This window comes from Amycolatopsis sp. NPDC047767 (assembly GCF_040704195.1).
Classification (GTDB): Bacteria; Actinomycetota; Actinomycetes; order Mycobacteriales; family Pseudonocardiaceae; genus Amycolatopsis.
In genome coordinates this window covers 43708-58060 of sequence record NZ_JBEYSJ010000007.1, presented here as the reverse complement: position 1 = coordinate 58060, position 14353 = coordinate 43708, and the positions used below count along the sequence as shown (strand labels likewise).

The window sequence follows — 14353 nt, the reverse complement described above, 5'->3', positions numbered from 1 at the left end:
GTGAAGCGGCGCGTCCTCGTCCTCGGCCCCTCCGGCAGCGGCAAGTCCACCCTCGCCCGGCGCCTCGGCGCGGTGCTGGACGTGCCCGTAACCCACCTCGACCAGCTGTACTGGCGCCCCGGCTGGGTGCCGGCGCCGCCGGAGGAGTTCCGCGCCGCGCAGGCCGCTGCCGTCGCCAGGGACGGCTGGGTGATCGACGGCAACTACAGCTCCGGCTTCGACCTACGCCTGCCGCTGGCCGACACCGTCGTGTTCCTCGACGTGCCCCGTACGACCAGCCTGCGCCGCGTCCTGCTCCGCCACCTGCGCGAACGCGGCCGCGACACCCAGGCGCCGGGCTGCGTCTCGAAGCTCGACGGCGAGTTCGTGAAGTGGATCTGGAACTGGCCGCGTACACACCGCAGCCGCCTCCTGGCGTCGGTGGCCGCGGATGCTCCGCAAGCCCGTCACCACCTGCTGCACACTCGTGCGGACGTCGCGGCTTTCCTGGCTTCGGTCTAGCCGTCTCGTGGACCGGGAGAAAATCGGACAGCTCGTTCGTTGAGACGGTATGGCTGTCGCGTTCCTGCTCTACGTCATCGCCGAGGTCGCCGCGATCTGGGCCGTGGGCTCCCTGGTGGGCGTCCTCGGCACGATCGCGCTGCTCATCGCGGGCGCCTTCGTGGGCTCCTGGCTCGCCCGCCGCGAGGGCGGCAAGGCGATGCGCGCCTTCGTCACCAAGGCCCAATCGGGCCGCCCCGCCGACAAAGAACTGACCGACGGCATGCTCATCGCCGTGGGCGGCATCCTGATCATGGTGCCGGGGTTCGTGAGCGACCTGCTGGGTCTGTTCGTGCTGCTCCCGCCCTCGCGCGCGCTGGTGCGCCGGTGGTGGCTGCGCCGGGCAGAGAAGCGCGCGATCCGGTACGCCAACACCCGCCGCGGCCCGGTGATGGTGGTGGACAGCGAGGTCGTCGCCGAAGATCCTCGGCCGACAACGCACCCGGTGATCGAGGGGCGCATCGTCGAGGGCTGACGGCCCGCGACAGCCTCCGATGCCACAATGGCCGCCGTGGAGAGTCTGAACACCACGTCCGCCGTGCGCGCCCGCATGAGCAATCAGAAGTCCCGCGACACCGGGATCGAAATCGCCTTGCGCAAGATCCTCCACGCCGCCGGCTTCCGCTACCGCGTGCACCGCCGACCGGTGAAAGGCGTCCGCCGCGAAGCCGACCTGGTGTTCGGCCCGGCCCGCGTCGCAGTCTTCGTCGACGGCTGCTTCTGGCACGGCTGCCCCGACCACGCCACCTGGCCCAAGAACAACGCCGACTTCTGGCGCACGAAAATCGAAACCAACCGCCGCCGCGACGCCGACACGGACGCTCGCCTCCACAACGCCGGCTGGCTCGCGGTCCGCATCTGGGAACACGAAGCTGTGGAAACCGCTGCGGCCCGAGTTATCGAAGCGGTTCAGGAACGGCGCTGAGGCTCAGCTTTCCTCGGTGTCCTTCAGGAGCCCGTCGACCCCGTTCCGCGTATCCTTCCAGCGTCGCTTGACACACTGGTCCAGGACCTTCACGTCGAGCTTCTTGCCTAGTGCCGCCGCAAGCACGTGGGCGGCCAACCTCGGTGGGATCGCATTTCCGATTTGCTGGGCGATACCCCGCCCGGACCAGGGATAGTCCGGCGGGAAGGTTTGCAGCCTGCCGGCCTCGTCATCGGTGAAGCGCTCTGGACGACCCTTTGGCCGACCGACGAGTCGGTTGCGTGAAACCTTCCCAGTGACGGTAAAGGCGGGTTCGTTCCAACGACGCTGTCCCCGCGCCTTCGGGTCGCCTCCAGTGCCGTAGTTCGACACCACGGTGAATTCTTCCGACCAGCCGAGTGCTTCACCCATCGTCTTCCAGGGTCTCAAACGCGCGTCACCATCTCCGCGAGGTTTGCCCTTGCGGTAACGACGATGGGTCGGTTCTGGAAGCTTGGCTTCGCCGTTGCGTCGAGCGATCAGAATTGCTCGACGACGGGTCTGCGGAACGCCGAAATCCTCAGTGTGAAGGATTCCACAATCAACACTGTACCGGTACTCCTTGAGGACACGAGCAAATTCCTTCCATATGGGCAACACCGCAGGGACCTGCTCAAGGACGATCGCGTCGTAAGGAGCGCCCCGCTCGGCAGCATCGACTGCCCAACGCAAGGGCTCGAGGACCAGACCCGTGCGCTCGTCCTCGAGAATCGACAAGTCCGGCAGCGGGACCTCGCCCCTAACCATCTTGACCATGTCGTCGACGAATGAGACCACCAAGTCCAGCACCCGCCGCCCGTCGCCTTTTCCGGCGACCGTGTAGGTCTGACAAGGTGGCCCACCGGTCAGGATGCGAGCCTCGGGGTAGTCGAGGGGCTTGGAATGACGGACGTCGCCCTGCTTGGTGTGCAGGTCCGCGGCCTTACGTGTGGCGCAGGCATCCGTATCCCATTCAATCCCGGCAACGGGCACTTTGAGCCAGTGAGCAGCAACGTCAAGACCACCCGGACCGGCGAAGAGATCCACCATCGCGACCTGCGCAGGCGAAGGCAAGGGCGGCTGTCCGTCGGTCATGGGACGGAAGTATATGAGGCTGGCCCGACAAGAACGGGCGCGCGTCGAACCCGACACGCCGGCCATGCACCTCACTCAACGCGCACACAGTCGTGACATATTCGTAACCACACGGAGTAACGGCGCCACCCCTCCGAGCGACCTTGACAGTCACAGAGCGCGCGAGGACGCGAGGGCGAACGCTCCGATCAAGGGCCGTTCACCTAAAGCCGTGACGACAGCGCGCCCGCAGCTCTACGGTGGATCACATCGACGAAGATCGACCCGTCGGCGCGGCCGGACGGCAGCATGGAGGATTCGTGTCCGACAAGTTCGATCGGTGGCATCGGACGTCACTCGGCCGGCTGAGCCCCTGCGCAGGCTTGGAGATCACCACGAAAGGCCTGACGCTTTCCAGGTTCGAGGGAGACCGGATGCAGCGGATCGCCGATCGTCACGAGACCGAAGACCCGGTAGCGAGGGGCTCCCCCGAGACCATCCCGTTGGCAAGCCACCTGCCTGGACGAATGTCCCGTCCCACGCTAAGGACCCCAGTCGGCCTGGACGCTCGACTGTCGGCGAAGAGGAGCAAGAGCCAGTGGTGATGAACCCGCAGTCCTGGAGACCGGACCCTCTGCTCGTGCAGAAGGTCAAGGATCAGTTCGAGACAGTTATCGAGGTCTACGGGAAGAGCAACGACCTCATCTCGGAGCATGCGAACCACGAGGAATCGATCCGGGTAGGCGGGTATTCGGATCGAACGCTGCTCGAGCTCGTACAGAACGGCGCCGACGCCATGTCCGGCACCAAGGGGCAGGGGGACCCCTCGGGACGGGTCGAGATCGTCCTCGACACGGAGCACCAGACCCTCTACTGTGCCAACACCGGACGCCCGTTCTCGCAGAACGGGCTCACCACGATCATGCACGCGCACCTGAGCGACAAGCGCGGCGACGAGATCGGCCGATTCGGGCTCGGGTTCAAGTCCGTACTGGCGGTTTCAGACGCCCCTCAGGTGTACAGCCGCTCCGTGTCCTTCGAGTTCAACTCGGCTGCTGCCCGCGCTGCAATCGCCGGACTCAACTCCACCGCGAAACGCCGCCCGATTCTCCGGACCGCAACTGTCGTCGATGCCGTGACTGCCTTCACCGAGGACCCGATTCTCGCCGATCTCGCCGAGTGGGCAACCACCATCGTCAAACTTCCCCGCGCTGTAGGCTTGGCGCGACTCCACCGCGAGATCGAGCGGTTCCCGTCGGAGTTCCTCCTCTTCGTCGGTGACGTGCGGGAGATCAGGCTCCGGGTGCTCGGTAGCACCCCCTTCGAAACGACCCACGTGTCCCGCGACTTCGGGGGAGGGGTCCTGAAGATCGAACGTCCCGACGGCAGCGGTGACGAGTGGATCGTCAAGAACGAGATGCACGCGCCATCCGCAGAAGCGCGCAAGCAGGTCGGCGAAGCCGTTTCACGTAAAGCGGTCAAAGTTACCGTTGCGGTTCCCAGGCGACAAGCCAGGCAACGCATCGGGCAGTTTTGGTCCTACTTCCCCCTCCAGGACCAGACCTCTGCCTCGGCCCTGTTCAATGCTCCGTGGAGTGTGAACGACGACCGAACCACGTTGCTCAAGAACGATTACAACCGCGAGATGATCAAGACTCTCTCCACGATGTTCATCAACTTGTTGCCAAAGGTGAGCACATCCGACGATCCCGCCGCCCACCTCGACTATATGCCCGCGCGAGGAAGGGAACCGCTGTCGTTCGGCGACGGGTTGCTCTGCACGCACGTGCCTCAGATGTCGACGAGTGTCAACCTTATACCCGATGCGACCGGAGCACTGACACGTGCCGCAGGATTGCGCCCTCTGGATTTCGCCATCGCGAACGTCGAGGCGAATGATCACCGTGCGTGGAACAGCTCTCCGAACACAGGCACCAATGTTCCACACTGGCGGTGCTACACCTCGACACAACGAACGACACGCCTTCGCCAGTTGTTCGCTGCCTCGGCCTCGAAGGGCCTGCTCGAAAACGACAGGGACAGCAAGCGCGCCTTGGACAACGTGCCCGTGCGCGGGCTCCTCTCCTGGCTACGCGAGTGGGCGGAAGGAATCGACGTCGCGTCCTCCGCAGGCGCACTGGAATTCGTCCAGACCCACCGTAACCTGACCGACATCGAGCAAGCCAAGGTCATCCCGACCACCGATGGCATGCGAGCGCTGCGGGAGAAGAATGTCATCTTCTTACACCAGGAAGAGGGCGTCGGGATCGAACGCGCGATTTTCGTGGACCCCGACTTCCTCGCCCAGCCCGGGCTTGAAAAGCTCCTTCGCGAGCTCGGCTTCCGCGACCTGGATCCGGTCGCGATCCTCAACGCACGCCTGGCGAAGCTCTCGACGACACCGAACGACGAGCAACTCACCAAGCTTTGGGACGCCGTCCTTGGGGTTCCCGTTCCGCTCGCGGTGAAGGCCCTGACCGCGCACCCCGCCACGGTCCAGGTCCCGACTCGGGACGGTGGTTGGGCATGGCCCACGCAAGTCTTCGACCTCGCCGAATCCCTGGGCGAGGAAATGGCGGCCAAAACGCTGGATCACGAAAGGTGCTTGCCCGCGGTGGCACACCGGCTCGGCGTCGTGCACAGCCCCGTCGGCAAGTACGCGGCAGAGGACGAGCCCTTGCTCGAGCAATACCGCGAGTGGGTCCTGACCACACTCAACTCACGGCGAGGGCCCGGTGAGCGCCCTGTCGAGCATGTAGAGCTCTACCCGGGCGAGGGCCCTGGTCCGTTCTCCGTGCTCTTCTTGTTGAAGGACGCCGAAGCCGCCGAACGGATACGCGCGAGCTGGACCACCGGCTTGCTTCAGGCCGGAGATTCGGATTGGACCTGTGAAGACCTCGACACGGGCACGTCCTACCACGTGCAGTCACCCGTGCGATGGGCGGCGGAGCGCGCCGGGCTGCTCGAATCCGACCGGGGGTACCGCGCACCGGGCGCTGTGGTCGCTCCTTCGATGCTCAAGTACAAGAACCTCCTTCCCCTGTTCCGCGGGCCCCGCCAGGTCGCCGAGGTGCTAGGGCTGCCCGACGAGCTGCACGCAGTACCGGCCCCCGTGCTCAAAGAGGCGCTCACCGCGAACCTTTTTCCGACGGCTCTCGACAACGCCGTGCTCGTCGAGTTCATCGGCACTGCAAGTCAAGTCGCCTATCCCGACGGCCACCCCCCGACCATTCCCGCCAGGGTGGGACGTGTGGTCGAAGCACGTTCTCCTGACTCGGTGTATCTCGCCACCACCGACGAGCAAGAAGAGTTCCTCTCGTCACGTCAACGGCCCTACCTGCGGGTCACCGACGATCAGGCGACCAAGCTCAGGGATTCAGTCGGCTGCCGCCAATTCGAGGACAGCTTCGCGTTCTCCATGGTGATCGAAGGGAAACAGGACAGTGAGCGTGTCATCGATATGTTCAGTGGACTTCGCGCCACGCCCGTCGCCGACATGGTGATGAGCGCGACGGTCACACGGGCACTCCAGGTGGTCAAGCGGGTGACCACGGAAGACGGCGTCGAAGACCAGACGCTCGAGTGGCACCTGGACGGACTGGATCTGGTGGTCAGCAGCGACGCCGACGAGCGCCGCCTCATCCGTGTCGTCAACGACGCCTTCGAGTTGGGCTTCACGCATGCCGATTTGGAAAACGTCCTCAAGACAGGTCTCGACCAGCGGCTCCAGGCACTTCGGCAAGAGGCAAAAGCTGCGTCCACCGATGCCGAGCGGCTGGACGTCTACTTCGGCCCAGACGACCTGCGCGACGCTCTGCCCAAAGGACTGTGGCAGGCACTCGAGGCGCAGCATCTCGTCGACGACACGACCTCGGTCGCCAAGCTCTTCCTCAGGGTATACGGCTCCGATTCGCTCAAGTTGCTCGCCGAGCAGTTCCGCAACGAAGGATTCGTCGACATCCCGAAGGCTTGGGCAGGCGGAGCAGCAACCATCTCTTGGCTCCGGAAGATGGGGTTCGGCACTGAATTCGCCGGCCGCCGCACCCAGCATCAAGACGACGAGTTCGTCGTTCCCGGCGCGGTCAAACTCAACCCGCTCCACACGTTCCAGCAGAAGATCAGCAGGCAGCTCAGGGACGTGCTCACGCTCCGTGAGGCCAACGGCCGCCACCTCAAGGCGATGGTGGAACTGCCGACCGGTGCGGGCAAAACACGGGTCGCCGCCGAGACTGTCCTCAGGCTCTTCATCGACGAAAGCCTTCAAGGGCCTGTCCTGTGGATCGCGCAGTCCCAAGAACTCTGCGAGCAGGCGGTGCAGACCTGGAGCACGGTATGGCGAGGACTCGGAGACGAGCGGCCGCTGACGATGGGACGCTTGTGGGAGAACAACGTCGTCCACGAACCGGACACGAAGTTCTCGGTCATCGTCGCGACCGACGCCAAGCTTGACGTCATCCTCGACAATGCCGAGTACGCGTGGCTGAGGGAGTCGACCGCGGTGATCGTCGACGAAGGGCACCGCGCGGGCGGTTCGGAGCGGTACACCAGGATTCTCAACTGGCTCGGTGTGGCCGGCCGAGGCTGGGAACGACCACTCGTCGGGTTGACCGCAACGCCTTTCAAAGGCACCTCCGCGTCTGCGACAGCCGCGCTGGCGAGTCGGTTCGGCAATCGGAAACTGGACGTCTTCGACACGGCCAACGCCTACCGACCACTCGCGGAACTGGGTGTGCTCGCCCGCGTCGAGCACGAGGTGCTGCCGGGCGTCGAGGTCGTATTGGAGCCTGACGAGATAGCCGAAGCCGAACAGCAGCGGCGGGTCCCTGCCCGGGTGATGGACCGCGTCGGCGCCGATCAGGCTCGCATGTCGATCCTCGTCGACCACATCATGGCCCTGGACGAGAGCTGGCCAGTGCTGGTCTTCACGCCCAACGTCCTATCGGCCCAGGTACTCGCCGCGACCCTGCGATACCGAGACATCGAGGCCGCGGCGGTGAGCGGCCAGACCGGCAGGCAGGAGCGTCGCGACATCATCGAGAAGTTCAAGAAGAACGAGATCCGCGTTCTCGCGAACTGCGACCTGCTGGTCCAAGGGTTCGACGCCCCGGGCGTCCGCGCCCTCTACATCGCCCGCCCCACCTTCAGCCCGAACGCCTACATCCAGATGGCCGGTCGTGGTCTGCGGGGTCCGAAGAACGGCGGCAAGGAGGAGTGTCTGATCGTGGACGTGGCGGACAACTTCGGGTCCTTCAGTGACTGGCTCGGCTATCGCGAATACGAAGACCTCTGGCAGGAGCAACGCGCATGATCCTCGTACCGGACCTGGCCGACATTGAGAAGAGCGCAACCAGTGACGCGGAACGCAGGATTGCACGGTTGCTCCGGGACGTCGACGGCGACCCAGATGCCGTCGCTTTCCACTCGGTGAAACTGCGGTCTCACGCGTACAAACAGCAAGCCGAGGCTGACTTTGTCGTGCTGTGGAAGAAAGTCGTGATCGTGATCGAGGCCAAAGGCAGCGGCATCAGAAAGCACGACGGCGTCTGGTACAGCATCGACCGACGAGGGGACTGGCACAAACTGGCCACCTCACCGATGGAGCAGGCGCAGTCGGCGATGTACGCCTTGCAGAATATCCTCCGTCAAGAGGGGGTCGGGTGGTTCGCTCACGAGGCCGTCGTTATCACGCCGGACATCGACACCCCACCGCATTCCGTCGAGTGGCAGCCGACCCACTGGCTGTCGCGGAACGACATGAGCATCGCGGGGTTGACCCGCGCTCTCGACACGATTGCGGGTAATGCGCAGAGTCCGCCCACAGACCGGAAGCTTGCGAGGACCGACGATCTGCGGGCTCGGCTGTTCGGTCACTTCACTCGCATGCCGGTGATCGACGCGCAGCGTGGTGCGGTAATCGAGGAACAGAACCGGGCCACTGCGGGGCAGGCCAGGGTTCTCGCCTCGCTGGCGCGAAACCCGCGGGTGCTGGTCTTCGGTGGGGCCGGCACAGGCAAGTCGCTTGTTCTGGTCGAGGCAGCCAAGCAGGAAGCGGATCAGGGTAAATCCGTCCTGATCACCTTCCGCTCACCAGCGCTTCGGGACTTCTTCGCACCACACATCGGGAGTCGCGACATCGACCTCCTGCCCTTCGATCTATTGGAAGCGGCCAAGACCTACGACGCCGTGTTCGTCGACGAGGCGCAGGACCTGATGACGGCCGAAGGCATGGACAAGATCGACGGGGTGGTCGCCGGCGGCAGAGGGGCGGGCCGGTGGCGGATGTTCCTCGACATGAACAACCAGGCGCATGTGGACGGCCATTTCGACCGGGACGTACTGGAGATCGTCACCTCAGAGGCCCTTTCGGTCGACCTCGACCTCAACGTCCGGAACACCCGCGCGATCGTGCACATGGTGCAGGAGTACCTCGGAGCGGACGTCGGGGATCCCGGCATCGTCCACGGCGAGAAGGTGCGGTGGCGAACGGTCGAGGACGATTCCGACCTGGCCGGAGCCGAATCCGTGGCCGAGGAGTTGGTGGCCGACGGGGTTCGCGCTCAAGATATCTGGATCATCCGCGCCGGATCCACCAAAACGCCCGAGAAGACGGACCGGGGGTTCCTGGTGACGAGCCCTCGGTACGCGAAGGGCCTCGAGGCGGAGCACGTGGTCGTCTGCGATCTACCCGATGCCCTCGGTGATGCGGGAACCGCTGCCTTTTACGTCGCCGTGACACGCGCACGTGTCTCGTTGGACATCGTCGTCACGCGAGACGACAAACGACGCCTGCAACGCCTCGTCCGCGGACAGCTGGAGAAGAAGTGACTCGGACCAAGGCCCAGGAGATCACGCTCGGCCACCTGAGGGCTGCCTACGCAGGCCCGGATCACGGTAGCGAAGAGGTGCTCTTCAATCTGCCGGATCGGCAGTATGCCGTGGGAATGTTGTTCCCTGCAGCATCCTCGTCCACAGACCCGGATACGCAGGCGGTCGAGAGTGACCCGACGGTTGCATCGGACGTGTTCCCGGGCGATCTGGAAGAAGCGGGTGCGGGTATCCCACTCGCCGAGGACTGGCGCCCCTCGTCGGTCGCAATCTCCTTCGTCACGGACCGGCCGAACGTCTCGTGCGACTTCTCGGGCGGTACCTACCGCCCTGTGACGGGTGACGGCCCGCCGCGTTGGAAACGTGCACCATTCCGGTTCGAAGGTGTCGAACTCGGCAAGGACCATCCGGTGGAGAGGCTCATCGCGGGTGAGGTACCGATCGAGATCGGATCGAGGTGGCGCACATACGGGACTGTTCATCTCGTTACAGTGCACGCACGCGTCTCGGTCGCGTCGACCGACGACGACCGTCGTGACATCGGCCTGACGCTCTTCCAAGTGGCCCTCAGCGTGAGCCCCGCTGCTGCGGGTCGGATCCTCGAGTACGACAGGACCAACGCGTTTGACTCCGATCCTGAATCCGCAGAGCTGAGGCTCCGCTACCGGAACAAGAAGGTCTTCGGGGTCGGCCACGGTATGGCGGCCGACTGGGAACTCATCGATGGCACTTGTACACGGGTGTTCCTCGAACCAGTACCGGCATTCGTCGTTCCGGCGATCGAGACAACCGCTTTCGAGCCCACAACCGCTGAGGCCCAGGCTCTCGTGCTCGAAAACCTGGCGCGAATCGACGCGGAACGGGTCGAGGTGACGTCTATGTTGGACGCCTTCGTCGCAGCCTTCGGCCGTTGGGTGTCGGAGCAGGCTGAGAGCGTCGACGGATTCGGCGACGACGCAGAGATCGCGCGGTCCATCACCAAGCGGGCCGAACAAGCTCTGAGTCGGATGACGGCCGGCGTCGATCTGCTGCGGGATCCCGAACGAACTGAACTCAGGACCGCCTTCGCGCTCGGCATGACCGCTATGCGGTTGCAGATCCGCCAGACCTCGATCAAAAGCGGCAAAGATCCGGCCACCCTCGACGAACCCCGATGGCGCCCGTTCCAACTCGGCTTTCTGTTGGTCGCTTTGGCGTCGACGATCGAGGAGGCGCACGCCGACCGGGAACTCGTGGACCTGATCTGGTTCCCCACCGGCGGCGGAAAGACCGAGGCGTACCTCGGCCTTTCCGCGGTGGAGATCTTCCGCCGCCGCATCGTCCACGGTGTCGCGGGCGCCGGAACCGCTGTGATCACGCGGTACACTCTGCGCCTGCTGACCTCGCAGCAGTTCCAGCGAGCGGCCTCACTCATCTGTGCGATGGAGCTGCTCCGGAAGGAGGATTTGCGAGCGAAGGGCATGGCTCCGTTCTCCATCGGCCTGTGGGTCGGCAATGAGGTCACTCCCCGTAGTCGCGGAGACGCAAAAGCGGCACTGGATCGCCTGCACCGGGCTGCACGTCCGGAAGAAGCAAACCAATTTCAGATCGAGAGCTGTCCGTGGTGCGGTGTCGCGCTGCTGCCGGAGGCCAAGTCCACCGATCCGGACCGCTACGGGTTTCGCGATGCCGGAAACGACGTCGTCATCCACTGCACCCGGGCGAACTGCCCATTCCACCAAGAGATCCCGGTCGCCGTGGTCGACGACCTCCTGTACGAAGAACCGCCGACGATCCTCTTGGCAACCGTCGACAAGTTCGCCCGACTACAGTTCCTGCCCGACGCCGGCAAGCTGCTCGGGCTCGGAACTCCGTTCCGTCAACCGTCGCTGGTCATCCAGGATGAACTGCACCTGTTGTCCGGGCCGCTCGGCACGACCGTCGCCGTCTTCGATGCGGTCATCCAGCTACTCCTGAGTCGCGGCGGGCGGCCTCCCAAGATCGTCGCGTCAACCGCCACAATCCGGGCCTCGCATGAACAGGTCCAGGGCTTGTATGGGCGGAAGGTCGCGCTCTACCCCCCGGCGGGGCTCGACGGCGATCGGACCTTCTTCTCCCGTCCGGTGGAGAGCGGCGAAGGCAGGCTCTATGTCGGTCTGATGCCGCAGTCTGTATCGCAGGTGTCTGCGGTCGTTGCGGCAACGGCGCCCCTGGTCGAGGTACCTGAGGTCCTCGCCGAACGCTCAGTCCCGGACACGACCAGGGATTCGTACTGGACCCTGGTGATGTACCACAACAGCCTTCGTGAACTCGGCCGGACGGGGACCCTCGTGGTCGACGACGTCAACGGACGCTTGGAGCCGCGCTCGGATCGGCTGGAGCTGTCGTTGCGGCGGGTCCGCGCAGAGCGGATCCTGGAACTCACCAGTCGCCGTGGTCCGGAGGAGCTACCCAATGACCTCCGCGAACTGGGGCGCAGCGTCGACAAATCGACCGAGGCGATCGACGTGGTCCTGTCCTCGAACATGCTGTCGGTCGGGATCGACATCCCTCGCCTCGCACTGATGCTGATGGTTGGTCAGCCCAAGACGACTGCCGAGTACATTCAAGCCACCAGTCGGGTCGGCCGCGGCCGCAACAGCGGAATCGTGACCACGCTGTTTCGCTCCAACCGGGCGCGCGACCGCTCGCACTTCGAAAGCTTCCGCTCTTACCACGAGACTCTCTACCGCAACGTCGAGCCGACGAGTGTGACTCCGTGGTCCTTGTCGTCCCGCAAACGCTCCCTAGCCGGCGCGCTCGTGGCGTTACTGAGGCACTCGTTGCCCGCCCTGGCTGCCAACGATGCGGCAGCACGCTTGGACCTCGATGACGAGCGAATGCGAGACGCAATCGAGGAACTAGTAGCGAATTTGCTGGACTTGGTGAATCGTTCCGACGACGTCGAGGCCGAGGAGACCGACGATGAAGTGTGGCGGCTGCTGCGCAATTGGGATCACCGCGCCAAGATCGCCCGCGAGGAAAGAGTCGCGCTGGTGTATGACCGCCGCAAGAGGGACGAAAGAGCGCTACTCAAACGGTTCGGGCAGAGCGGGGAGGGTTGGCTCGTCGCCGACTCGATGAGGACGGTCGAGCCGAATGTCGCCGTCCATGTGCGTGAGCCGCTGGAAGGGGGCACCGGTGGAACCGATCGTTCATGATCTCCGTCTCTCGGAAACGATCACGCCCTTCGGGGTAGGCGCCATCGTCGACGTGCTGGGAGAATCACTCATCGCGGCCGACACCTCTTGGTGGGACCGCAAGCGTGCCCCCGAGATCAGCTGCGATCGGCTTCTCGCGCGGCTCGGCCCCGGCATCCTCCGGCAGCCGCCGACGCACGCCGGCCACGCGACCAAGGAGACCGCACACCTCCTCTATTGGCGCTTTCCGGCCTGGCGCTTCTGCGAGCGGTGTACAAGACTCTCGAAGCTCACCGGCAAGAACAAGGGGCGCTGGACCAACAAGTGCGAATGCGGTGGCAAGTTGGTTCCCATGCGGTACGTCGCCGTCTGCGAGGGAGGCAGCCACATACAGGATATTCCCTGGTTCAAATGGGCCCATCGCGGCAACAGTGCGGAGGTCACCGATTCCGTACGTTTCTGTCGGGCCCACAAGGAACTGAAGTTCATCCGATCTTCTCGACGTGGCGAAGGCCTGGCAGCGCTCAGCGTCCACTGCACGGGATGCAAGCGGTCACGACCGCTCACCGAGCTGGTGAGCAAGGAATCACTCCACCGCGACGGTATCCACTGCACCGGTAGTCAGCCGTGGGAAGATCCGAAGAGCGGAACTGCCTGCGAACACAAGCTCCGCGCCGTTCAGCGAGGCGCCACCGCCAACTACATCTCCGAGCACCTCAGCGCCCTGGATATCCCCGAAGAAGCACCTCGGTCGGCTGAGACAGCAGACAAGATCCGCAACCATGTCTACTTCGAAAAAGTGGTCGCCGACAATGGCGGCCCCCAGGCCGAAATGGTGGCGGGATGGATCGCGGACGAACTCGGCACAACCGCGGCAAACGTGCTCACTCTCGCCGCAGCCGGCGAAGAAGCCGAGGAATCGCCACTGCTCGAATTGAAAGACGGGGAGTGGGCCGCCTTCCTCAAGAAGCTCGATGGCGGCCGAGACCACACAGAGAGTGACTTCGTCGTCGATGGTTGGCAGGTATCAGCCGAGTCCACGTGGCCTCCGGCGTTGAAGAGCAAGCTCACCGGTATCGGCCAGGTGCGGCGGGTACGTGAAGTGCGGGCACTCAAAGGTTTCCGGCGCCACGACAACGACGCAGCGCTCATCAAAGCCGACCTAGGTCCCGATCGCGACCGGAAGCCGGTCTACCCGGCCATCGAGATGTTCGGCGAAGGAATCTTCCTCCGCTTCGACGACAACCAGGTGTCCGAGTGGGAAAGGGCGCCCGAAGTCCGTGCTCGCGCAGAGATCTTGATCGGCCGCCGGGCCGCGACCCCATGGGCTCACCGCTTGGCCGTGCCGGAACCACGCTTCATCGCGTTGCACACCATCGCTCACCTGCTCATCCGGCGACTGGCCTTCGCAAGCGGATATTCGTCCGCCTCCCTGCGGGAACGCATCTACGCTCACTCCGATCGTCCCGATCGCACCGCAGGAATCCTGATCTACACGGCGGGCGGGGACGCACATGGAACACTCGGCGGCCTCGTCCGCCTCGGACATCCCGACAAGCTCGTCCCGTTGCTGCTGGCCGCTCTGGGCGACGCGGACGTCTGTTCGAACGACCCGGTGTGCATCGAAAGCGATCGCCAAGGCTCGTCGAACCTCAACCTGTCCGCTTGCCATGGCTGCGCGCTGGTCAGCGAGACCTCCTGCGAGACAGGAAACCGGCTATTGGATCGACAACTGGTGCTCGGCGGCGGGACCGTGCCCGGCCTGTTCGACCATTTACTTGAGGAGGTGCGCCGAACTGCAGGCTGGTGAAAC

General features: G+C 64.6%; 8 protein-coding genes. 7 read left to right on the top strand and 1 reads right to left on the bottom strand.

The window, feature by feature from the left end; all coding sequences use genetic code 11:
* From AB0878_RS14950 to AB0878_RS14940, 3 genes are read left to right on the top strand one after another with little or no spacing between them, the layout of a single operon-like run.
* Positions 1-501 (top strand): DNA topology modulation protein FlaR, encoded by a 501-nt coding sequence (locus AB0878_RS14950; protein WP_366580069.1) that lies wholly within the window; start codon positions 1-3, stop codon positions 499-501.
* A 49-nt stretch (positions 502-550) separates the two neighbouring features.
* Entirely contained in the window at positions 551-1015 is a 465-nt protein-coding gene (locus AB0878_RS14945) for an FxsA family protein (RefSeq protein WP_366580067.1), read from the top strand.
* Positions 1016-1042: 27 nt separating this feature from the next.
* Positions 1043-1465 carry a very short patch repair endonuclease gene (locus tag AB0878_RS14940; protein ID WP_366580065.1) on the top strand — a complete coding sequence of 141 codons (423 nt, stop codon included), beginning with the start codon at positions 1043-1045 and terminating at the stop codon, positions 1463-1465.
* A 3-nt stretch (positions 1466-1468) separates the two neighbouring features.
* Here AB0878_RS14940 and AB0878_RS14935 read toward each other — a convergent pair whose 3' ends face one another.
* Entirely contained in the window at positions 1469-2578 is a 1110-nt protein-coding gene (locus tag AB0878_RS14935) for a DNA cytosine methyltransferase (RefSeq protein WP_366580063.1), read from the bottom strand.
* A 619-nt stretch (positions 2579-3197) separates the two neighbouring features.
* On the opposite strand from AB0878_RS14935, the gene AB0878_RS14930 reads away from it, so the two are divergent.
* The 4 genes from AB0878_RS14930 to AB0878_RS14915 are packed head-to-tail and all read left to right on the top strand — an operon-like array spanning position 3198 to position 14350.
* Positions 3198-7865 carry a DEAD/DEAH box helicase family protein gene (locus tag AB0878_RS14930; protein WP_366580061.1) on the top strand — a complete coding sequence of 1556 codons (4668 nt, stop codon included), beginning with the start codon at positions 3198-3200 and terminating at the stop codon, positions 7863-7865.
* Entirely contained in the window at positions 7862-9382 is a 1521-nt protein-coding gene (locus AB0878_RS14925) for an NERD domain-containing protein (RefSeq protein ID WP_366580059.1), read from the top strand. Before AB0878_RS14930 ends, AB0878_RS14925 begins: the two co-directional genes overlap by 4 nt.
* Complete coding sequence (locus tag AB0878_RS14920) at positions 9379-12561, top strand: helicase-related protein (protein WP_366580057.1); 3183 nt, start codon at positions 9379-9381, stop codon at positions 12559-12561. The genes AB0878_RS14925 and AB0878_RS14920 overlap by 4 nt, the downstream gene beginning before the upstream one ends.
* Positions 12542-14350 (top strand): DUF1998 domain-containing protein, encoded by a 1809-nt coding sequence (locus AB0878_RS14915; protein WP_366580055.1) that lies wholly within the window; start codon positions 12542-12544, stop codon positions 14348-14350. Before AB0878_RS14920 ends, AB0878_RS14915 begins: the two co-directional genes overlap by 20 nt.
* Positions 14351-14353 lie beyond the last annotated feature (3 nt).

Bases quoted from the DNA above. Each gene is read 5' to 3' on its own strand.
- AB0878_RS14945 (WP_366580067.1), top strand. From the start codon at position 551: ATGGCTGTCGCGTTCCTGCTCTACGTCATCGCCGAGGTCGCCGCGATC.
- AB0878_RS14940 (WP_366580065.1), top strand. From the start codon at position 1,043: ATGGCCGCCGTGGAGAGTCTGAACACCACGTCCGCCGTGCGCGCCCGC.
- AB0878_RS14935 (WP_366580063.1), bottom strand. From the start codon at position 2,578: ATGACCGACGGACAGCCGCCCTTGCCTTCGCCTGCGCAGGTCGCGATG.
- AB0878_RS14925 (WP_366580059.1), top strand. From the start codon at position 7,862: ATGATCCTCGTACCGGACCTGGCCGACATTGAGAAGAGCGCAACCAGT.